Annotated in this window: 15 protein-coding genes; 3 read left to right on the forward strand and 12 right to left on the reverse strand. The window is 61.2% G+C overall.

What is annotated here, in order from left to right:
* Positions 1–4: 4 nt before the first annotated feature.
* From IWY39_RS10165 to IWY39_RS10195, 7 genes are all read right to left on the reverse strand, one after another.
* Positions 5–1,891 carry a glycoside hydrolase family 97 protein gene (locus tag IWY39_RS10165; RefSeq protein WP_181316760.1) on the reverse strand — a complete coding sequence of 629 codons (1,887 nt, stop codon included), beginning with the start codon at positions 1,889–1,891 and terminating at the stop codon, positions 5–7.
* A gap of 134 nt (positions 1,892–2,025) precedes the next feature.
* Positions 2,026–2,907, reverse strand: coding sequence for an SMP-30/gluconolactonase/LRE family protein (locus IWY39_RS10170; RefSeq protein WP_107124916.1), 882 nt, complete (start codon positions 2,905–2,907; stop codon positions 2,026–2,028).
* A complete protein-coding gene (locus IWY39_RS10175) occupies positions 2,907–3,689 on the reverse strand; it encodes an SDR family NAD(P)-dependent oxidoreductase (protein WP_107124917.1) in 783 nt (260 codons plus the stop codon). Before IWY39_RS10175 ends, IWY39_RS10170 begins: the two co-directional genes overlap by 1 nt.
* A gap of 54 nt (positions 3,690–3,743) precedes the next feature.
* Positions 3,744–4,895, reverse strand: coding sequence for a fumarylacetoacetate hydrolase family protein (locus tag IWY39_RS10180; protein ID WP_107124918.1), 1,152 nt, complete (start codon positions 4,893–4,895; stop codon positions 3,744–3,746).
* A 139-nt stretch (positions 4,896–5,034) separates the two neighbouring features.
* Positions 5,035–6,264: a cation:proton antiporter gene (locus IWY39_RS10185; protein WP_196871439.1), complete on the reverse strand. Its 1,230-nt coding sequence runs from the start codon at positions 6,262–6,264 to the stop codon at positions 5,035–5,037.
* 474 nt (positions 6,265–6,738) lie between these two features.
* Positions 6,739–9,615 (reverse strand): beta-galactosidase GalA, encoded by a 2,877-nt coding sequence (gene galA, locus IWY39_RS10190; RefSeq protein ID WP_107125024.1) that lies wholly within the window; start codon positions 9,613–9,615, stop codon positions 6,739–6,741.
* A gap of 92 nt (positions 9,616–9,707) precedes the next feature.
* A complete protein-coding gene (locus tag IWY39_RS10195; RefSeq protein ID WP_196871440.1) occupies positions 9,708–10,682 on the reverse strand; it encodes an alpha/beta hydrolase in 975 nt (324 codons plus the stop codon).
* A gap of 405 nt (positions 10,683–11,087) precedes the next feature.
* On the opposite strand from IWY39_RS10195, the gene IWY39_RS10200 reads away from it, so the two are divergent.
* From IWY39_RS10200 to IWY39_RS10210, 3 genes are all read left to right on the forward strand, one after another.
* Positions 11,088–13,988 carry a TIM-barrel domain-containing protein gene (locus tag IWY39_RS10200; RefSeq protein WP_107124921.1) on the forward strand — a complete coding sequence of 967 codons (2,901 nt, stop codon included), beginning with the start codon at positions 11,088–11,090 and terminating at the stop codon, positions 13,986–13,988.
* Positions 13,989–14,221: 233 nt separating this feature from the next.
* Positions 14,222–16,591 carry a glycoside hydrolase family 127 protein gene (locus IWY39_RS10205; RefSeq protein ID WP_107124922.1) on the forward strand — a complete coding sequence of 790 codons (2,370 nt, stop codon included), beginning with the start codon at positions 14,222–14,224 and terminating at the stop codon, positions 16,589–16,591.
* Between the two features lie 58 nt (positions 16,592–16,649).
* Positions 16,650–17,735, forward strand: a complete 1,086-nt coding sequence (locus IWY39_RS10210; protein WP_231377508.1) for a non-reducing end alpha-L-arabinofuranosidase family hydrolase — start codon at positions 16,650–16,652, stop codon at positions 17,733–17,735.
* Between the two features lie 148 nt (positions 17,736–17,883).
* On the opposite strand, the gene IWY39_RS10215 is transcribed toward IWY39_RS10210, so the two are convergent.
* The 5 genes from IWY39_RS10215 to xth all read right to left on the reverse strand — a co-directional run bounded on the left by IWY39_RS10215 (position 17,884) and on the right by xth (position 22,842).
* Positions 17,884–18,690, reverse strand: a complete 807-nt coding sequence (locus IWY39_RS10215; RefSeq protein ID WP_181316763.1) for a class I mannose-6-phosphate isomerase — start codon at positions 18,688–18,690, stop codon at positions 17,884–17,886.
* Positions 18,691–18,892: 202 nt separating this feature from the next.
* Positions 18,893–20,059: a nucleotide sugar dehydrogenase gene (locus IWY39_RS10220; protein WP_107124924.1), complete on the reverse strand. Its 1,167-nt coding sequence runs from the start codon at positions 20,057–20,059 to the stop codon at positions 18,893–18,895.
* Positions 20,060–20,474: 415 nt separating this feature from the next.
* On the reverse strand, positions 20,475–20,975 hold the full coding sequence (locus IWY39_RS10225; RefSeq protein WP_107124925.1) for a L,D-transpeptidase family protein: 501 nt from the start codon (positions 20,973–20,975) through the stop codon (positions 20,475–20,477).
* A complete protein-coding gene (gene ribA / locus IWY39_RS10230) occupies positions 20,972–22,045 on the reverse strand; it encodes a GTP cyclohydrolase II (RefSeq protein ID WP_107124926.1) in 1,074 nt (357 codons plus the stop codon). Before ribA ends, IWY39_RS10225 begins: the two co-directional genes overlap by 4 nt.
* A complete protein-coding gene (gene xth / locus IWY39_RS10235) occupies positions 22,045–22,842 on the reverse strand; it encodes an exodeoxyribonuclease III (protein WP_017183147.1) in 798 nt (265 codons plus the stop codon). Before xth ends, ribA begins: the two co-directional genes overlap by 1 nt.
* Positions 22,843–22,864: the final 22 nt, after the last annotated feature.

The following is a 22,864-nucleotide window of genomic DNA, read 5'->3' on the forward strand; positions in this document are numbered from 1 at the left end:
CCGGTTAGCGGATTGGCCGGATATGGATGGCAGCACCGCCCCCAGCGCTCAACTGAACGGACACCCTATCACCGCTGGTAACCTGCCGCGTCGTGCGCGCCACATCGTTGGCCGAAGCACCATCCTGCCAGAGCGTCGCTTCAAAGCGACCGGCCCCCAACAAAGACAGCGGGATTTCGACCCGACGCGCCGTCTCGTTGGTCATGGCTCCGATATACCAGTCCTTCCCCTTGCGACGGGCAAGGACAATATGGCTCTCCGGCGTGCCATCGATGAAACGCGTTTCGTCCCAGGCGGTCGGCACCTGCTCGATGAAATCGAAGCCGCTGGCGTTTGCATAGGCTTCCGGCTTGTCCGACACCATCTGGAGCGGGCTGTCATACACCACATATTGGGCCAGCGCCTGTCCGCGCGTATGCAGCGTCGTCGGCATGGACCCATCGCCCGGTCCTGAGGCCTTCGCGCCGTTGCGGAACCCGCCAGGCGTGTAATCCATCGGCCCCAGCAGCATCCGCGTGTAGGCCAGCTTCACATTATGGGTTGGCGTTATGCGACCCCAGCCGAACTTGTTCCATTCAGCGCCCATCACGCCTTCCTGCGTGATATAGTTGGCATAGGTGCGCTGAAGCCCCGAAGGCGGGAAGGCGCCGTGCATGTTGAGCAGCAAATGCCGCTTTGCCGTCGCTTCCGCCGCGCGCACATAGAAAGCGACCATCTCCTGGTCGTCGCGCTCCATGAAATCGACCTTCACGCCCTTGACGCCCCAGCGCTGGTAGAGGTCGAGCGCCTGGTCCATGCGGGAATTGAGATGTGCCCAATGCACCCACAGCAGCAGGTCCACGCCCTTGCTCCTGGCATATTGCACCAGAGCGGGGATATCGATGCCGGGTTCGGCGCGGGTGATGTCGGTATCCGGGTTCGGTTCGACCCCGCAGCACTCGCCCGAATTATAGGCCCAGCCAGCATCGACCATGAAATATTGAAAGCCCGATTGCGCCGCGAAATCAATGAAGCGGCGATACCGATCCATGCTCGGCTTTTCCGACGTCGACGGACCGGACCACCAGTCCCACGCCGCCTTGCCCGGCTTTACCCAGGAAAAGTCACCAGTGGCCTGCTGCGACAGATTGCCGATGATGGGGGAGGCGATCAGGTCGCCTGCACGGTCGCCGGCCATGATGACGCGCCACGCGCTGTGCAAACCATCAGCGGACCGGACAGCCACATTCGGGCGATCCTTGGGCGAAAACAGATGAACGTCTAACCCGCCCTCGACCGGCTGCAACGCCGAGCTTGCATAGCCTGCAATCCCCGACTGAGCCAAGGCGAAATGGGTCCGTCCGGTGGATGAGGCGCAGACCATGGGCAGGTCATAAAGCTTGGCCCGATCAAGCGCCGCGATCGTCATCGAATTCCATGGCAACTCGTGCGAACTGGCAAATTCGGTCACCTCGCAGCGCGTGTCGCCAGCCAGGCGAAAGCCGGTTTTTTCGCCAGCGATGGCGACCGGCTTGCCGCCGGGAACAACGTAGCGGAAGGCGACGCCCTCATTATAGGCGCGCGCCTCGATCGACATGGTCCGCCCGCTGCCGCCCTTTTCGCGAAAACGGATGACAGCGCCGTTATAATGATCCTTGGCCTCGCTCGCCTTCGTGGCGGTTAGCGGAATGGTGCGATTGACCGCCTGCTTACTGGCATCGACGAACTTGAGGTTGGAGAATTGCGGCTCATTCGCCATCTCCAGGCCCAGCGGCGCATTGCGGATGATGATTTCACCCTTGCGAGTCACCGAATAGCTTTTGCCATCGGGGGCGACGCTGATGACGATGCTCTTGTCGGGCGACGCTACGGCCACCGGCGCAGTCGCGGCTGCCAGCAAAATGGGGATCACGTCCGTCTTCCTTTCCTTATTCGTTTATCACTGCCGCCGTGGGATATTGACTTGCGCCGACGCGGTTTCGGGCATGTCCTTCTCTCCCCCATGGCGCGCACCATTCCGTCGGAACATTGCGCAACGATTTTGATCTAGCTGGCGGTCAGGGCGACCTTGGGTGCCGGAAGGCCCGGCACATCCACACGGAAACTGAAAAGGTCGCCCGCACCCGGCTGCTGCGCACGTTCGGCCGCCGACAAACCCTTGTGCGCCGTCGTCGCATAGGCCGTGCAAAGATCCGCACCGCCGAACGCGATCTTCGTCACATTGGCCACGGGGAAGCTGACGGTGTCCAGCAATTCCCCGGTCGGGGCATAGCGATGGGCTTTCCATCCACCGAAAAGGCCGATCCAGATGCAGCCTTCGGAATCGACGGACGGCCCGTCGGGATAACCTTGTGCGGGGTCGATGGTGACAAGACGGCGTTGGGAAATAGGCAAGCCGTCATCGCCCAGCGTACAGGCGTAGATGGATCCACCCAGCGTATCGACATGATAAAGGGTGCTGCCGTCAGGGGACAATGCAGGGCCGTTCGTGATCGCGCAGGGCGCGATGTTCGTGGCGACGACTTTCCCGTCAGCGAAGCGGTAAACGCGGCCCGTCGCCCGCGTCTCGCCATCATCCATGCTGCCGAACCAGATGGCGCCAAAACGATCGATGACGGCGTCGTTCAGCCGGTTGCCGGGCTCGGACGCTTCTGGCGCGGCGAGCAACTCAAAGCTGCCACTTGCCGGATCGAACATATGGATGCCGCTTTGCAGGCCCGCCACCATCCGTCCGCTGTCGGTCGGAAAAATCCAGCCGGGCTGGGCAGGGGCATTCCAGCTTTCGAGCCGATCCGTCCCCGGATCGAAACAATGGATTTTTTGTTCCTTGATATCGACGAACCAGAGCTTGCCTTCACCCTCGGACCAATAGGGTCCTTCGCCCAGCGTCGCGCCGACCTTGCAAGCCTGTTCGACAGGACCAGGCATCAACGCCAGCCCGCGTCGACAAAATATTCATGGCCCGTGCACATGCGCGCATCGTCAGAGGCAAGGAACAGGGCGAGCGCGGCGACATCATCGGGCTGGATTCGATCCTTCAGGCACTGTGCTGCAACGATCTCCTTTTCGCCCTCCGGCGTGTACCATTGCATCTGGCGCGGAGTCTGGACATTGCCGGGAACGATCGTGTTGACGCGGATATTCTCCGGCCCAAGATCGCGCGCCAGTGCGCGGGTCAAACCTTCGATCCCCGCCTTGGCGGTCTGGTAGAGTACAAGGTCGGCCAGCGCGAGATGCCAGCTGATCGAACCAAGGTTGATGATGGCCCCGCCACCCGAACGCCGCATTCCCGGAACAACCGCCTGCGCCGCGAAGAACTGGTGTCGCAGGTTCACGGCAATGCGGTCGTCCCAATATTCGGGGGTAATATCGTCAATGCTGTGACGGTCGTCATTGGCAGCGTTGTTGACCAGAATGTCGATTGCGCCCTGTTCCCGTTCAACATCAGCAATCGTCTGCCGGATCGCTTCGATGTCGCGCAGGTCGCAGTAGCGGTACAGGGGCGCGTGCGCCACGTCGCCGCTCAGCCGTTCTACAAGATCGTGTGAAGGGGAATCGAGAATGTCGATGAACAAGACCCTGGCACCCTGACGGGCAAAGGCTTCCACCAGCGCCTCTCCGATACCGGCGCCGCCGCCGGTCACAAGCACATGCTTGTCCGTCAGGCTGGGATAGACAGCGCGCACAGCTGTCGGGGTCTTGAGCTTCAACAATGATGGTCTCCGGCAGAAACGGGGAATGGGAATCGACGGGCCGGGCGCATGTCAGGCATGGTCCTGCATGACAGGCGGCTGCAACAACCCACGGCCAGCAAGGTTAGCCATCAACGTGGCGATACCCGTCGTCCAGGGCGGCGCGCTCTTCGACGTCGTGACGCGATTGACCAGGGTACCGAGGCGCTCGGAGGAAATACGCACGACGTCGCCGGTTCTGTGGGTAAAACCGCGGCCGGGCACGTCGCGGTCCTGCGTCGGCGCGAACAATGTGCCGAGCATCAGCGCGAAGCCGTCGGGATATTGATGTTCGCTAAGCGCCTGACGGACGAGTTCTTCGGGATCGCGGCTGATTTCGCGCATGGAAGAAACACCGGCCAGATGATAGCCGTCGCTGCCCGAGATCGTCAGTTCCACCACCGCATCGCGCACATCATCCATCGTAAAGCCCTGATCGAACAGCCGGATGAACGGACCAAGCGAGCATGACGCATTATTGTCCTTTGCCTTGCCCAGCAGCAGCGCGCTGCGTCCCTCGAAATCGCGCAGGTTGACATCGTTGCCCAGCGTCGCGCCCATGATACGCCCGCGCGGATCGACGATCAGGACGATTTCAGGTTCTGGATTGTTCCATGATGAATCCGAACGCACGCCAATTTCATCACCCCAACCCACGGTCGAAAGGACGGGAGCCTTCGTGAAAATTTCCGCATCCGGGCCGATCGCGACTTCCAGATATTGCGACCAGAGGCCCTCATCCGCCAATGCGGTCTTGAGCGCAGCCGCCTCTGCCGAGCCCGGCACGACGGAACGGATGCTACCCCCGATCCGGTCTTCCAGCTTGGCGCGCACCGCCGCCGCGGCATCGGCGTCGCCACGGGCCCGTTCTTCGATCACCCGCTCCACCGCCGAGACGGCAAAGGTCACACCTGCGGCCTTCACGCATTGCAGATCGACGGGCGAAAGGATTTTCAAGGCGGGCAGCAAGTCGTCAAGCGCGCCCAGATGGTCGCCCGTTGCGGCGGCGGGATCAGGCATGGCAAGCAGCGCGGAGACGGTCGGTGCCGTGGTCGCGACATCATAGACCTGGCCATCGCGGATGAGGATCGGTGACGGTCCCGCAACTGTCGCAATTCGCCCGACAAATACCGCCGACCGCCAGTCGGCGCACAGCAAATCTGCCGCTGTGGAAGCGTCCTTCACCTACTGTTCCTCCCGCTAGACATTATGATAACGCTACCATTTCCTGTGTGTACGTCTTTTGTCAAGAGAATTTCAATTTCGGCCTTGGGCAGGCCGATCCGTTCAGCATCACAGATGCGGCCTGACGGGGGCATTGAGTTCATCGATGCCGGTTCGCTTCAACCGGTTCCCGCGCAACCCCCGGATCGGCCATCAAGAGCCGAAGCTTTGGCGCCGCCAGCGGGATGCTCAGCATCGTGCTTGCAATTGCCATCAAAAGCAGGGCGGTAAAGCTTTCCGGCGAAATGATCTGCCGGTCCAGCAGGATATTGGCGAAGATGATCATGATCAGCGCCTTGGTCTGGAGCAGCCAGCCGATCAGAGCGGCTTCGCCCTTGCGCCATTTCAGGACGCGGCCCGCGTACCACAAACCCAGCAGCTTGCCGCCAACGGAAGCTATCAGCAGCAGCGCCGCCGCGCCGAAAACGGCGATGCCCCCGACGTCCCACTGCGTCTTCAATCCCGTGCTGAGGAAAAAGACCGGCATGACCGCCAGCAGGACATGATCGCGAAAGAGGTCCATTCGTTCCCGATCGAACCATTCCGCATCGAGCACGGCGCCGGCCAGGAAAGCCCCGACCATGAAATGCAGTCCGCACCAATCCGCCGCAAACCCGCAGGCGGCGAGCCAGACAAGCGCGCCATACCAGCGATCGCGCTCAGCCAGTCGCGGGGCTACCCGACGAACCAGCCATGCCGCAGCGACGAAGGCCATGATGAACATCGCTTGCCGACCGATGCGATCCCAGTCGAGAAGGATCAGCGCCAGCACGCCCCAGATAGCGATATCATCCAGGCTTGCATAGCGCAGGATCCGCTGACCCAGAGGTTCCCTCAATATTGCGAGCTTTTCCAGAAACAGGACGAGGATAGGAAGCGCGGTCACCGCACAAGCCATGCCGATGCCGAGCACAACCTGCCAATCTTCGCCAAGCGGGCCGCGCCAACCGCCGTCAAGCGCCAGCAGCACCAGGGCCGCCACGCATCCCAGAACAAGCGGTACCATCAGCGCCAGGCCGGACGTCACACCCGTTTCATAACGATGCCGCCACGCATGTCTCAAATCTAGCTCAAGGCCGGCAATCCATACGAATATCATCACCCCCCACCAGGCAATGCCGTTCAACGCCGCTACCACTTCGGGCCGAAATACGAAGCTGTAATAATCAGGGAAGGCCGCACCGATGACACCGGGGCCAAGCACCACACCGCCGATGATCTGCATGACGACCAAGGGCACATAATAGTCGATACGGGCGATGCGCCAGACGAGATAGGGGATCGAGAAAATGATCAGCAACGCGATGAGAAAGACCTCCGTCGTGGACATGGTTCCGTGCATGCGTGCTGCCCCTCCCAGGACGCCGGCCAACAGGGAGTCCCACGGATCGGCGCGCCAATCGCCCGTCCTCGACTCGGTGTTTATTTCTCGTACAAAATGTCAGGCAAAATGCATCAGTTTTTTGCTGTGGTAAGGGATCGAGATGACGTGAAAGGATGCTGCATGATCCACATACTTCGTCGAGAGCTTTGACCAGGGGATCATAAAGCCTTGGCGGGGATCAGGGTGCTGACTCAAACTCGTCTGGCCATGTTCAATCCTGTCCAGCTACAAATTCATTTTGTGCGCCAGTTCGTCCAAATTGCGCCGTAATGTCGGAGTTATCATCCAACTATGGAGGAGTCGAATGGTCGGTGGTAATCATCGGGATGTCATAGTCGCCCTCTTCCGAAGGAGCTGATGCCTGCCACATGGGTGAGCAAAGTGAATTGGGACATCGCGCTGCGCAGGCCAGCGGGGGTATCAGTGATTGGCGACCGCGACCGGCTGGACCAGCCCCCCCGGCTTGGCGGCTTCATTTTCCACCAGCAGCGTCACAATCCGTTCGCCATTCCCCGGTGGTAGCGCAATGGCCAGCGCAGCCTCGTCATATCCCGGTTTGGTCGCGACCTGCCTGCCGTCCAGCCAGATTTCCGCGCGACCGATGATCCCGCCGAATTTCAGCATGCCGCCACGCGCCTGCACCCTGCGGCGCGGCGTGAAGCTTGTGCGCAGCACGATCCAGCGCTTGTCTTCCGGGGCGGCCTGAAGCTCGCCCGCGCCCAGCCAAAGCCAGCTGTTCATGTCGGTTTCGGCAGGCTTCATGTTCGGATCTGGCTTTTCGGGGAACGTGGGCGACTGGCGCCAGCCCTCTATCACCTGCACCGACGCCGTCGGCGGAACCTGAGCGCGTGGGATCGCTGGAAGGCGGCCTATGCTAGTCCGCGCTAGGCGCAGACCCGGCGCGTTCACCGTCACCACCAGTGGCCCCGCGCCCGCCTGCGTCCGCACGATCAGCTGTGCCAGACCGTTGAACAGACGGCGGCTCTCACCCTTTTCCGCCTCATGACTGTTGGGATCACCATTGCCGTGCCCGATAATCTCCCCGCCCGAAATCGTGAAGCTGACCGGGAGGTTCGCGGTGGCGACGTGGCGCCCCTTGGCATCGATCGCGTCGATCGTGATCGGCTGCACATCCTCGCCGTCGCCCGCCATCAGCATCCGGTCTGGCGTCAGGCGCAATGCCACGGGCGCACCTGTCGTCTCCACCACCGTGCGCGTGACCTCCCGCCCGCCGTGATAGCCGATCGCCTCGATCCGCCCCGGCGCATAGGGCACTTGCCAGCGCGGCATCTCGAACCGATCGACGTCCTGCTCGCCTATAGTCTTGCCGTTGAGGACAAGCCGCACACGATCCATATTGGTCAGCACCATCACCGTGACAGGCTGTCCCTCGCGCCCCGGCCAGTTCCAGTGCGGCACGATGTCGATCAGCGGCTGGTCGTCCACCCATTGCGCACGATGGAGCAGGAAAGCGGTCTTGGGAAAGCCGCACAGATCCATGATCCCGAAGAAACTTGACGCCGACGGCCATTCATAGGGGGAGGGTTCACCCCGATAGTCGAACCCGGTCCACACAAACGCGCCCGCGACGAAGGGGCGGGTGGCGATCGCCTTCCACGCCTCGCGATGCGTGTTGCCCCAGCTTGACCGCACATCGTCATAGGAAGCAAAGACGTGCGCCGCCGGGTCGCTTTCATAGGCGCCGCGCGTCATGAAGGCGCTCGTATCTTCCGAACTGATCATTGGCAGGTGCGGATTGGCGGCATGGAACCGGTCATATTCGCCGGGCTGGTAGTTGAACCCCACCACATCGACCGCCTGGCTGACATTTTTCGGCGCATAGAGGCCCGCGTTCATTGCCGCCGTGACGGGCCGGCTGTCGTCCAGCGCCTTCACCTCGGCGACCATGCGGCGGACCATTTCATAGCCCGCCTCGCTGCCCTGCATCGGTTCTTCGTTGAACACCGACCAGATGAATACGCTCGGCCGGTTGCGGTCGCGCCGGATCAGCCAGCGGAGTTGCTCGATATAGTCAGGGCTGGTGTTGAAATTACGATTCTCGTCCATGACGAGCATCCCCAGCCGGTCGCACGCATCGAGCAACTCGGTCGCTGGCGCATTGTGCGAGCAGCGGATCGCGTTCGATCCCATCGCCTTCAGCCGCCCAATCCGCCATTCCCACAGCGCATCGGGAACGGCGACGCCCACGCCCGCATGATCCTGATGATTGCACGTACCCTTGATCTTGAGCGGCTCGCCGTTGAGGAAAAAGCCCTTGTCGGCGTCGAAACGGAAGGTGCGAAAGCCGATGCGCAGGGTACGCCGGTCGTCCTGCTGACCCTCGCGCGTCAGACGGGCGCGCAGCGTGTAGAGGTTGGGCGCATCGACGGACCAGAGCTTGGGGTCTGGTACCACCAGATCAAGATGAGCCTCCTGCCTGGCCAGTGGCGGCACCGTCACCCCGGTGCTTCCCTGTGCGACCACGCGGCCCGCGGCGTCGGTCAGTTCGACCGAGACAGTCGCATTTGCCTGTGCCTTCAATATGTTGCCCAGCGTCGCCGTGACAGGCACGCTCCAGCGACCGTCCGGCCCCAGCCGTGGATCGGCGTGGATGCCATCAGTCTCGATATAGACGGACGGACGCTTCGCCAGCCACACATGGCGATAGATGCCCGCGCCTTCATACCACCAGCCTTCCATCTTTTCCGCATCGACGCGCACGACGATGGTATTCAGATGATCGCCAAAGCGCGCGGTGGGAGTCAGGTCGAGATAGAGGGAATTATAGCCGCTCCAGTTATGCGCGATGACCGATCCGTTGAACCAGATCGTGGCGTTGGTCGCGATCGCGCCGAATTGCAGCTCGATATATTTTCCCCGATCCTCCGGCTCCAACCGCAGGGTGCGCCGATACCAGGCATAGCCGCGTCGACGGTATCCCTGCGAGGGGTTGGCGTCCCTGTCGAACGGCATAGCCACCGCCCAATCATGCGGCAGGTCGACGTTCGGCCAGTCCGAATCGTCGAAATTGGTTGCGGCCGCGCCTTGCGCCTGCCCTGCCTTGGCATTGGAATAGCTCCAGCCATGGCCCTTGATCTCAGGAGCGGGGATGTCGCCCTGATGGAATTGCCAGGCGCGATCCAGCAGCAGGCGTCCCGGCTCATCAGGCTCCGGACGGGAGGGCAGGACCGTTCGTGACGCTGGCATTGGCAGGCCCGGATGCGGACCGGTCCTGACACTGGCCGCCTCGGCTCCCGCCACAGGAGCCATCGCGGCGACCGATCCCGCAACCACCATGAATTCCCTGCGTTTGAGGACAATCGGCGACTGGCTGCCCGACACGGACTTTCCTCTCAAACCTGTTATTTCCCGTCTGGCATGACGAAGGATCAATGCTGCTGTGGCGGGAGAATGCCGTGCCGGGCGGCGAAGGCCGCAAATAATGTCGGCCATATGGACGCGGGTTCGCTTGCCGGCAAACGCACGCCGAATCCGTGCCCGCCATGCTCGAAGACATGCAGCGCGACTGGCCGTGCCTTGGCTTGCATCGCCTGAAACAGGGCGATGCTGTTGGCCACCGGCACCGCTCCATCGTCGGCAGCGTGCATCAGAAAGACTGGCGACGTGTCATCCGTGACCCGCAGTTCGACCGATCGCGCCTTGCGGGACGCTTCCGTCGGGTTCTGACCGAGCAGGGCCGCGCGAGACCCCTCATGCGTGAACGGCGCATCGACGCTGATCACCGGGTAGATGAGGCCGGCAACATCGGGCCGCGCCGAAAGGCCATCGGCCGCATCGACCGGGGCATAGACGGGCTCGGCATGGCATGTGGCGAGCGATCCTGCCAGATGACCGCCAGCCGAAAAACCAAGCACCCCCACGCGCTCCGGCATGATGCCGAACTGCTGCGCGCGCGACCGGATCAGGCGCATGGCCCGCTGCGCGTCCTGCAAGGGCACATTTTCCCGCTGCCGCCAGCCTTCGCCCGGCAGGCGATACATCAGGATGAACGCGGTCACCCCTTGCGCATTGAGCCAGTCGGCCTGGCTGACCCCTTCATTGTCATAGGACAAGAACCAGTAGCTTCCGCCTGGAACGACCAGCATCGCAGTACCGTTGGGATGTTTCGGGCGGCGCACGACCAGGAAAGGCCGATCGATCCCGCTGATCCAGCGGTCAGGTTTGGCGGGATCACGCGATTGATCCTCAACCTTGCGGGCGATCTTGTTTCCGGATGCACCGGGTGGGGAAGCGGGCCACAGGTCGATCACCTCGTCGGCGGGCGCCGACTGCGCCAACGCTCGTACGGGCACCGTCGCCAGCGCCGCACCGGCACCTATCACCATACGTCGGGTGATCGTCATACTATCCTCTCTGTCGGGTGGCTGACGGTGATGACCGCGCCCGTCCGATCCAGCGCCCATCACATTTATGGGCAAATATATTTGTATGAGTATAATCGGATGACCATTTCGTCAATATGAAAGCCGACCGGTTTGCATGGATTTGGTCTCATACCAGGTTGATGATGGAATGCGCCATATCAGCGGGATATGACGACCCGCTCCCCACAGGCGTATGGCGAATATGCGTCAATTGAGCGCCCTTGAATGCCTATGTCTCCATCATTCAACCGTCGCTCAACAGCGTGTTGCCCTCGGCCCTGCGGTTTTTGCTCTCACCTTGAACTGATGTCTCAGTCATGACATAGCCGGAAAAACTACTCATACAATTTTAGGGTCAGGATGCGGTATCGGTTACGCTTGTCTGTGGCGATTGTTGGTCTCGCGCTTGCGCTGCCAGCAGCGGCCGAAGAGGTCCATAGCGGGCTTACCGCAACCGGCGAGATCGCCAATGTCGCGATTGCGTCCTCGCCCGCCTTCCATTTCGTCCAGTTGCGCAACGGCGTTCAGTTTCAACTGAACGGAACGGTCAAGACGGTCCTTTTCTACGGGCCGGACGTCGTCCGCGTGAATGCAAGCCTTGGCCAATCACACTGGGGCCAGCCAAGCCTGGTCGTCACCCAAACACCCCAGCCAGTCCGCTTTGCCGTGGCGGAAACGGACGCAACGCTGAGCCTGACTGGCGACAAGGTGCGGGTGGCGATCGACAAGCGCGACGGGGCAATCAGCTTCTTCGACGCAAAGGGCCGGCTGTTGACGCGCGAAAAAGCCGGCGCGCCGCAGTCCATCACCGCACGCACCGTCGCTGACTCACCGACCTATGAGGTCGAGAATCGCTTCACCTTGAAACCCGGCGAGGGCATCTACGGCTTTGGCTTTACCGACGATGCAGAGGTGAACCGGCGCGGCAAGGATCTGCTGCTCGTCCAGACCAATATCGGCATCATCATCCCCGTCATGCTGTCGACTGAAGGCTATGGCGTCCTATGGGACACCTATTCGCAAATGCGCTTTACCGACAATGCGCAGGGCGCGCGCTTGTGGGCCGAGGACGCGCCGGGCGGCGTCGACTATTATCTGATGGCGGGCAACGGCATGGACGATGTGGTCGGCGCCTATCGCCGGCTGACGGGTCAGGCGCCCATGTATCCCAAACAGGCGTTCGGCCTGTTCATGAGCAAGGAGCGCTACCCGACGCAAGACCGCCTGGTCGAGGTCGCCCGCACCTTTCGCAAGGAAGGCTTCCCGCTCGATTACATCGTGCAGGATTGGCAATATTGGGGCAGCGACAAGGATGGCACCTGGTCGGGCATGATCTGGAACCCGGAACGCTATCCGGACCCCGAAGGGATGACGCGGGCGATCCACGATCTCCACATGAAATTCATGATCTCGATCTGGCCGTCAGTGGGCAATGACACGGCGCTGGCGAAGGAGTTGGACCAATATGGCCTGCGCTTCGCCCCGCTGCACTGGATTTCGAAGAAGGCGCGCGTCTATGACGCCTACAGCGCCAAGGGACGCGAAATCTATTTCAAGCACATCAAATCGGGCTTGCTCGACAAGGGCGTCGACGCCCTGTGGATGGACGGAACGGAAGTGGAGGCAAGCTCCGCCATGTGGGACCCCCACTCCAACGTCGTCGATACAAAGGCGCTGGGCCGCAACGCCATGGGCGATTTTTCGCGATACCTGAACCCCTATACGCTGCTGACGACGCAGGGCACCTATGACGGCCAACGCGCGACGAGTGACAAGCGCGTGCTGACGCTGACGCGATCCGCCTGGGCGGGCGCACAGCGGACGGCGGCGGCATCCTGGTCCGGCGATACAAAGGCAAGCTGGGATACGCTCAGGAAGCAGGTCGCGGGCGGCGTCAACGTCACCGTCACCGGCAACCCTTATTGGACGCAGGATATTGGCGGCTTTTTCGTCGATGATTTCCCCGGCGGTGAAAAGAACCCGGCCTACCGCGAACTGTTCGCGCGCTGGTTCCAATATGGCGCCTTCAATCCGCTGATGCGCGTGCACGGCACCAGCATCGAGCGGGAACCCTATATCTTCAAGGATATGGACCCGGCGATGTACAAGTCGCTGCTGGACACCGTCCATCTGCGCTACCGCCTGCTACCCTATATATACAGCCTGAGCGCCAGAGTGACGTCGGACGGCTATACGCTGATGCGGCCGCTGCCGATGGACTTTGCGAACGACCCGGCAACCTACGACATCAACGGCAGTTTCATGTTCGGATCATCGCTGCTGGTCCACCCCGTCACGCGGGCCATCTATCATATCCAGCCGCCACCACCCCCGACGATCCCCGCGGCCTATCTGCGCACCGGGGACGGCAAACAGGGGTTGAACCTGCAATATTTTCAGGGTCGCAACTTCGACGCGCCCAGGGGGACCGGGCAGGTCGACGAGCGGGTCGACCATATCTGGCCGGGACCGCCGCTTGCGGAAATGCCCGCCGGACTTACCGCCCTCACCGACTTTTCGGCGCGTTGGGAAGGGGAACTGGTCGCGCCAGAGGACGGCGAATATGAAATCGGCCTGTCGGGCGATGATGGCTATCGCCTGTATCTGGACGGCAAAAAGGTCTTGGAGGACTGGAACGACGGGCCCAATCGCTATGCTGGCGTGAAGCGCGTGCTGCGCAAGGGGCAGCGCGTCCCCATCCGCATCGACTATTATCAGGGCGGGGGCGGTCGATCGCTGCGGCTGGCGTGGCGCACGCCGGGCGAGCTACGGACCATGGCGGCGACCAAGCCAGCGCAAGACCTGTCGATGACCACCTACTTGCCCAAGGGCAGCGACTGGTATGATTTCTGGACGAACCAGCGCCTGGCGGGCGGGCAAAGGGTAACGCGCGACGCACCGTTGGACGTCATTCCCTTGTACGTCCGCGCCGGGTCGATCATCCCGATGGGGCCGATCGTACAATATGCGACAGAAAAGCCGGACGCTCCGCTGGAAATCCGGGTCTATCCCGGCGCTGACGGCCGCTTCACCATCTATGAAGACGATAATGAGACCTACGCCTATGAGCATGGTCAGTCCGCCCGTTACGATTTGCACTGGAACGATGCGAAGCGGACGCTGTCCATCGGCGCACGGCAGGGCAGCTTTCCGGGCATGGTCCGGCGGCGACAACTCAATATCGTCATCGTCGATCCCGCCAATGCGACGGCCATAGCCCCCGCCCGCGCCAACCGCAGCATCACCTATGACGGGCACGCGATGACGTTGCGGTTCGGCCATTGAGGGCAACCGCACAGATCCAGGCGCCCATTCGGCAATGAAGGAGATGGGGGCGAACTCAGCGTGCGCTACGACGGCGCGGTCCATCGGGTCAAACTGGCAGAAAATGGCACTGGTCGGCTCACGCTGCCGCAATAGCGCAATTTCATGTTCAAAGATTTTGTCTGAGTATTTACAGGCCACCTTCGCGCAGATAGACTCGGCATGATCTCGACAATGCATGGCAGAGGATTTGGATGAGCAGCTTTTCGCGGCGCGGGGTCCTTGCAGGGATGACCGGCCTGACCACCATGGCCAGCGCCGGACTGGCAGCGGAGGAGGTTGGCCAGTTGGCTGCGCCCAACGGGCCCGCCAAGCCCTTTCCCCTGTCGCAGGTCCGCCTGAGGCCATCCATTTTTCTTGATTCGGTCGAAGCCAACAAACGCTATCTGCTCTCGCTCGATCCAGACCGTTTGCTCCATAATTTCCACCTGTTCGCCGGTATCGCGCCCAAGGGTGCGAAATATGGCGGCTGGGAAGCGCAGGGAATCGCCGGACACAGCCTGGGCCATTATCAATCCGCGCTCAGCCTCGTCTTTGCACAGACAGGCGACAGCCGCTTTCGCGACCGTTCTCTCGCCATCTCGCGCGAACTGGCGGCGGTGCAGGCGGGACATGGCGACGGCTATGCCGGGGCGACCACGGTGGATCGCGATGGCAAGACGGTGGACGGCAAGGCTGTGTTCGAAGAGCTTCGACGCGGAGACATTCGCACATCCGGGTTCGGGCTTAACGATGGCTGGGTGCCCATCTACACCTATCACAAGGTCTTTGCGGGCGCGCTCGACTCCCATCTGCATTGTCAGGACAGTGTCGCACTTGATGTCGCGATCGGCCTCGCCGACTATCTCGGCACTATTATCGAAGGGCTGAGCGATGATCAGGTTCAGCAGATACTGGTCGCCGAGCATGGCGGCATCAATGAAAGCTATGCCGAACTCTATGCGCGCACTGGCAACGCGCGCTGGCTGAAGATTGCGGAACGCCTCCGCCATCGCGCGGTGCTCGATCCGCTGGCGCAAGGGCGCGACGAACTGAACGGAAAGCATGCCAATACCCAAATTCCCAAGCTGATCGGCCTGGCGCGCCTGTACGAAGTCGCGCCATCGGAACGGCATCGCCATGACAGCGCCGGGGCAGCCATGTTCTTCTGGGACACGGTGACGCGCGACCACAGCTATGTGATCGGCGGCAATTCCAACTATGAACATTTCGGGGAGCCACGCAAACTTGCAGGACGATTGGGCCAGCAAACCTGCGAGGCCTGCAACAGCTACAATATGCTCAAGCTCAGCCGTCATCTTTACGGCTGGACCGGGGATGCGCGCTATTTCGACTTTTACGAGCGCGCGCATCTCAATCACATCATGTCGCAGCAGCATCCTGCGACGGGGATGTACAGCTATTTCACCCCGCTTGCGTCCGGCTTCGGCCGCGTCCGCTCCACGCCGGATAATTCCTTCTGGTGCTGTGTCGGCTCCGGCATGGAAAGTCATTCCAAGCATGGCGACAGCATCTGGTGGCATCGGGACGACAGGCTGCTGGTCAACCTTTACTACCCTTCCTCGCTCGACTGGACGGAAAAGGGCGTCCAGATCGAAATGGACACGGGCTTCCCCTTCAAGGACAGGGTGCGCATCCGTTTGGTCAAAGCGAATGCCGCCGTCGATCTGGGCCTGCGCATGCCGCTATGGTGCGCAGCGCCCCGGATCAGGATCAATGGCAAGCTCGCGCGCGCGAAGATTGCGAATCGTTATCTCATGCTGGACCAATTGGCGGCGGGCGATGTCATCGACCTGACGCTGCCGATGAGCCTTCATCATCAAACAATGCCCGATGACGACCGCATCCTGGCCTATCTCTACGGGCCGATGGTCCTTGCCGCCGACCTTGGCCCGTCCGACAAGCCCCGCGATCAATATTTCGATCCCGTGGTCGTTTCCGGTAGCGCCAAAGACGGTGTGCGCCAGGTCGGCGGGGAGCCTGTATTTGCGCTTGGCGGCCAGAGCAGGCCGGAAGAGCTGATGCTCAAGCCCTTTTTCAATCAGCACGACAGCCGCACTGCCGTCTATTTTCGCCACTTCACCCCGACGCAATGGACGACGGCGGAGGCCGGCTATCTGGCGAACGCGCGAGAGCAGGCCGAAGCGCTGGCGCGAACCATCGACACGATCCGCTTGGGGGAAATGCAGCCAGAGCGCGACCACGCCTTTTCCGGCACGCCCAACACAGGGACGGTCGAGCATCTCGCCGAGCGCGGCCGCGTCGTCATGAAAGGCTTTTTCCAGTTCAAGCTGGCGATCCGGCCTGGGCCGGTCGAACTGCGCGTCGTCTATGCCGGGCCGGATCGCCACAGAGACTTTGCCATCCTCGTCAACGGCGAGCCGCTCGTCAGGGAGAGGCTGGCCGGGGAGCCGACCGTTCAGCGAAACATCGTGAGCTATCCCCTGCCCGATCATCTGCTGAGCGGCCGCGACATCACCGTCCGTTTCGAGGCGAACAGCGACCAGTGGGTGACCGTCTATGAATGCAGGACCGTTGCCGGCGGGAAAGCGCCATCAACCTGACATGCCACGGCCGTCTGAAGCGATTGCCAAGCCATCGGCCGCAAAGCCGGAAACCATCATGAGAGGATTTAGGACATTGAGAAACAGGCGTTATTCCGGATCGATACTGACAGCCATTGCCGCACTGGGCGCAATGGCATCGGCAAGCGCATGGGCCGGTTCTTCGCAACCGGCCGGGTTTCGCTGGGAATCCTCTCTTCCGCTGATTACGCCCCCGGCGGACGGCGCGCCGGGCTTTCACGGCGTGAAAGACCCGTCGATCGTCTATCATGACGGCAAATATCATGTCTTTCTGACGACAGCGACAAGCAACGGCTGGGGGGTCGCCTATACCTCGTTCGCAGACTGGAAAGACGCACCGAAAGCGCCGATCGTCGGGCTGGAAAAGGCACCAATGGGGCCGGGCTACTGCGCCGCGCCGCAGGTCTTCTACTTCGCGCCGCAAAAGCTGTGGTATCTGGTCTATCAGGGTGGGGATCCACTCTATTCCACCAGCAGCGACATCGGCGACCCCACTTCGTGGAGCGCGCCCAAGCCCTTTTACGATACGATACCCGAAATCGTGAAGCAGCCGAACGGCAAGCCGGGATGGCTTGATTTCTGGACGATCTGCGACGACCAGAACTGCTATCTCTTCTTCACGAACGACAATGGCAGCTTCTACCGCGCCGAAACATCGCTGGCGGAATTTCCCAAGGGATTCCACAACACCACCCGCGTCATGGAAGGCCGGAAGGAAGATATATTCGAAGCCAGCAATACCTATAAGATCGCGGGCACGAACAACTATCTGACGCTGATCGAAGCAATTGGTCCCAAGGGCCGCTATTTCCGCGCGTGGACCAGCGACAGTCTGGCCGGCGAATGGAAGCCGCTAACCCCGGACCCGATGAATATATTCGCCAGTGCCGACAATGTGCGCTTCAAAGGCCGGGTCTGGTCAGAAGGCGTTTCCCACGGTGAAATGATCCGCTCGACGAGCGATCAGACCCTGGCGATCGATCCCTGCAAGCCTCTTCAGTTTCTCTACCAGGGACTCGATATGGTGAAGGGCAAGACATATGAATATATCCAGTTGCCCTACAGGCTCGGCGTGATCACTGCCAAGGGCCCCAATCCGATAAGCAAAATGTGCCCTAAATAACCTACAGCTCACCGCGCCTGCCGTAAGAGATTGTAGCAGGATAGGGTCGAGGCGTATTAACATCGTCTTGGGACGCATGGAGCCTCAATTGAGGCTCCATGCGATCGACAATGTTGGCAGGTCAATCAGGTCGCCTGGCGCAGCGCATCTATCGCGGGGTCGCCAGCAGGATCGAGGCAGGCGTGGTAACGTCGATTGTGCAGTCGCCAGTCAGCAGCAGGCAATCGCCCTTCGCCCATACCTCCCCATTGACCGTCCCCGCCCCGCTTAGCGGCGTGAACCACATCTGCTTGCTATCTGGCAGGCTCACCGACTTTTCGCCGTGCCAATGCACCAGGTCGAGCGTAAACGGCGCCTCCGTATCGGCGATAATTTGGCGTTCAGTGCCTAACGGCGCTTCGATTAGGTCGCGCGCATATGGCGCAAGGTGGCTGACGGCAGCACCATCCTCCAGATGCAACGCACGCGGCCTGCCATAATCATAAAGCCGGTAGGTGATGTCTGCATTTTGCTGAATTTCAACCAAGGTAATGCCTGCCCCGATCGTATGAACCGTCCCTGCAGGAATGAAATAGCAATCGCCCGGTTTCACCGGCTTCCAGTCGACAAGCTGTTCGATCGATCCATCCGTCGCGGCCGCGCGAAACGCCTCGGCCGTCATGGGGCGGATCAGACCGATCCCCAATGCTGCGCCCGGCTCACAATCCAATATATACCAGATTTCCGCCTTCCCCCGATGCAAGCCCCTGGCCATAGCCTGCGCATCATTGGGGTGAACCTGGATCGACAGTCTTTCGCTGGTGAAGATATATTTCACCAGCAGCGGCAAATCCTGTCCATCTGGGCCTTCAAACCACACTTCCCCGATCTGGCGGCTTTCGGTCGCCGAGAAAATGGACGGGAGGTCAGTCCGGCCCCACGGCTTTTCGACAAAATGTGGGCGAAGCTTCAGCATCAATATCCTGTCGGGCTTTATTCCCGATTTCCAACACGGTGCCAGCAATAGGAGATGCTCGTTCTGCTATCAACAAATGGCGGGATTAAACCCGTTGCGCACAGGCATCGTCGTTTCTCACCCAAATGGCATGATGCACGACAGCTCTAGCGGCCGGTCGTTCATCATCGCAAACGGTGCAAAGCAATCGCCGGGCAGAGGATCAATCCGATCCGAACAGGTCCCGGGTGAAGATCTTGTCCGCCACATCGGCAACGTCCGGCGTCATGCGGTTGGCAATGATGATGTCGCAATCTTCCTTGAAGGCAGCCAGATCACGCACGACCTTTGAGCCGAAAAATTGATCGTCTGCCATCGCGGGTTCGAAAATCACCACTTCGATACCCTTTGCCTTGATCCGCTTCATGATGCCCTGGATCGAAGACTGGCGGAAATTGTCCGAACCCGCCTTCATGACGAGACGGAAAACACCGACTTTTCTCGGCCCCTTGGCGATGATCTGGTCGGCCAGGAAATCCTTGCGGGTCCGGTTGGCGTCCACGATCGCGCGGATCAAATTCTGCGGCACTTCGGAATAATTGGCGAGCAACTGCTTGGTATCCTTGGGCAGGCAATAGCCGCCATAACCGAAGCTGGGATTGTTATAGTGCGACCCTATGCGCGGATCGAGACCAACGCCCTGAATGATCTGGCGCGAATCCATGCCGTGCGCGATGGCATAGCTGTCCAGTTCGTTGAAGAAGGCGACGCGCATGGCAAGATAGGTGTTGGCGAACAGCTTGATCGCCTCGGCCTCGCGCGGATCAGTGAACAGGATTTCGACGTCGGTCTTTTCCGCGCCCTGCAACAGCATATCGGCAAAGATGCGCGCCCGTTCTGACCGTTCGCCCACGATAATGCGCGAGGGATGAAGATTATCGTGCAACGCCCGGCCTTCACGCAGGAATTCCGGGCTGAAGATGACTTGTTCGGTCGCCAGGCGCTTGCGCACATCTTCCACGAAACCGACCGGGATCGTCGATTTTATGACGACCGTGGCATCGGGGCTGCCAACCTTGGCTGTCTCGATCACGGCTTCGACCGAGGATGTATCGAATTTGTCGCTGCTCACATCATAATTGGTGGGCGTAGCGACGATCACATAGTCGGCGCCGTCCAGAGCCTCCTGCGGATTGAGCGTCGCGGTAAGGTTGAGCGGACGCGTGGCAAGAAATTCTTCGAGTTCAGCGTCGATGATCGGCGACTTGCGCGCATTGAGCATGTCGACCCGTTCAGGCGTGATATCGACGGCGACCACCTCATTATGCTGCGCCAGCAACACTGCGTTGGAGAGACCCACATATCCAAGCCCAAAAACCGCGATTTTCATCTGTCGTCGCTTCCTCGCATTGCTCAAACCCGGTGAAACCTACGTCGTCACCCAAATAATGATTCATGTCCTGCATAGGCATTTTACATCAAAAAAAATACGCAAGCGTTACTGCGCTGCACAATATCCAGCCAAAAGCACTTTGATCAGAGAATATGCCTCGGCTGAGACGGGTGTAGGATCAGGCGAACATTGGCTGAACCGGGGCCACCATCCGTTTGATATTTCAAGTCGGGATCGCGGCGCAACGTGAGAGCGTCGCTCCATTCACAGCGTGCAAGCCATGCGCTGCCATATGCAAATATCATGCTGTTGGGATGCCCGCCGCCTCGAATCTCAACGATGTCCGGCAATATCGCTATCAACTTCACGACCACCCGCGAGTCGACGGACGATCGAACACGCCGCCTGGGCGTCAAACAATCTCCATGGCATCGCTAGGTTCCAGCAGCGGCAGCAATTGCACCATGTCACCGCGTTCCACCGCGACACAGCCCGCGGTCGCCCGTCCTTCCGACAAATGGAAGAAGATCGCGCTGCCCTGCCCCGGCACCGGCGGCCCGTCATTATGGCCCAGAATGACGATCACATCATAGGCGTCGTCAGCGCGAATCAGGCTTTCGGCCGAAAAGCCGCGCGGCAAGCGGACCGGGCGGTTATAGGCGGGATCGGTCGGGTCATCCGACCAGCCATCGCCCGCCCGTATCCAGCGCCATGGCAAACGCAGCCCCGCCGGATCGATCCTGCCGGGTCGCAGCAATATGCCCCGGATCGGCCAGACGCCCAGCGGGGTGCGACCATCGCCCTCCCGCTTGTCACTCGCGGCACAAACACCGCTCCGGCCGATGGCGCAGGGCATGGCGATCGTGCCGAAGCTCAGGCGGCCCGCGCCGCTATCGACGCGGATCAGCCTCATAGCTGGTGGCCGGTCCGGTCGCGCTTGGTGGCAAGATAGCGTTCATTATGCGGGTTGGTCGGCAGGATGATCGACAGTCGTTCGGCCACGCTGATCCCCGCCGCCTCCAGCCCCGCCACCTTTTGCGGATTGTTGGTGAGCAGGCGGACGGTATGAACCCCGATCAGGTCCAGCATGCGCGCCGCGACCGAAAAATCGCGCGCATCGATGGCAAAGCCCAGGCGGACATTGGCATCCACAGTGTCAAAGCCCTGATCCTGCATCGCATAGGCGCGCAATTTGTTGACGAGGCCAATGCCGCGCCCTTCCTGCCGCAGATACAGCAGCACGCCCCAGGGCGCGTCGGCGATCTGGTGAAGCGCCTCTTGCAGTTGCGGGCCGCAATCGCATTTCAGGCTGCCAAGCACATCGCCGGTCAGACATTCGCTGTGGAGGCGAACGACGGGGGGCGACGAGTCCCGTTTGCCGACAATCAGTGCGACATGTTCGCGCGGTTCATCGGGACTGCGAAAGGCAATGATTTCCGCGCTTTCACTGGCCGACACCGGCAGTCTGGCACGGGTGGCGATAGCAAGGTGGATGGCATCGTCATAGGCGTCGATCGCGTCGACGCTGACGTCGATGTTCCGGTCGCCGTCGCCATCCAGCGCGAAATAGGCAGGAAGGATACCGGCAAGCCGTGCGAGGCGCAGCGCCGCCTTGGCAGCCAGGGGTGCGGCGAGGGCGCGGGCCTGAAACGGTCCCTTGAGCGGCGACGCAAGGTCCAGCACGGGATCGGATATGGCGGTCGCGACATCGGCGTCGATCCATGGCGCGCGGGCGATCATCACAGGCATGTCGGGATCGGCCGCCGCGATCTGGTTGGCGAGTTTGAGCGTCTGGCCGCGCGCGGCGGAAATCAAAATGTCGGCTTTGCCCGCCGGATCGAAATCGCCCAGCGTTACCGCGTCAGCGCCCTCCACCGCCATCAGCCGCAGCGCACCGTCGGCGGCCGACACCCGCACCGCCCAGCCACGGCGCAGCGCGTCGATAGCGCGCGCCGCGTCACGCCCTGTCGCCCGCCCACCCATCAGAAGGCGAAGTCGGTGATGATGGGGATATGGTCGGACGGCTTGCCCCAGTTGCGCGCGGGTTCGACGACGCGGTGGGCGACCGCCTTGTCGGCAACGTCGCGGGTCATCCACATATGGTCCAGCCGCCGACCGCGATCGGATTCGGCCCAGTCCTTTGCGCGATAGCTCCACCAGGTATAGAGCCGCGCCGGCGCGGGATGGAAATGGCGGCCAATGTCGACCCAGTCGTTCGATGCCTGAAGGCGGGCGAGCGTTTCGCATTCGATCGGCGTATGGCTGACGACGTTGATGAGCTGCTTGTGGCTCCACACGTCGCATTCCAGCGGCGCGATGTTGAAATCGCCGGTCAGGATGGTGGGCTTGTCAGCCAGCGTCGACGACCATTGGATCATGCGTTCGAGAAAATCGAGCTTCTGGCCGAATTTGGGATTCTGATCCCGGTCGGCAATGTCGCCGCCAGCGGGAACATAGACATTTTCGATCCGCACCCCGTTGTCGAGCCGGACGCCGACATGACGGGCTTCGCCATTGGCCTGCCAGTCGAGCCGGTCATCCTCGTAAATCGGCACCCGGCTCATGATTGCGACGCCATGATGCATTTTCTGCCCGTTCAGCACCTGATGGACATAGCCCAGCCGGCGGAACATATCGGCCGGAAAAGTCTCGTTCACGACCTTGGTTTCCTGAAGGCACAATATGTCGGGCGCTTCCTGGGTCAGGAATTGTTCGACAATGTCGATACGCGCGCGAACGCTATTGATGTTCCAGGATGCGATGGAAAGAGTGTCGGCCATGGTCCGGCACTAGGGGCGTAAT

Origin of the sequence: Sphingobium sp. JAI105 (genome assembly GCF_015752145.1) — a bacterium.
Lineage (GTDB): Bacteria > Pseudomonadota > Alphaproteobacteria > Sphingomonadales > Sphingomonadaceae > Sphingobium > Sphingobium xenophagum.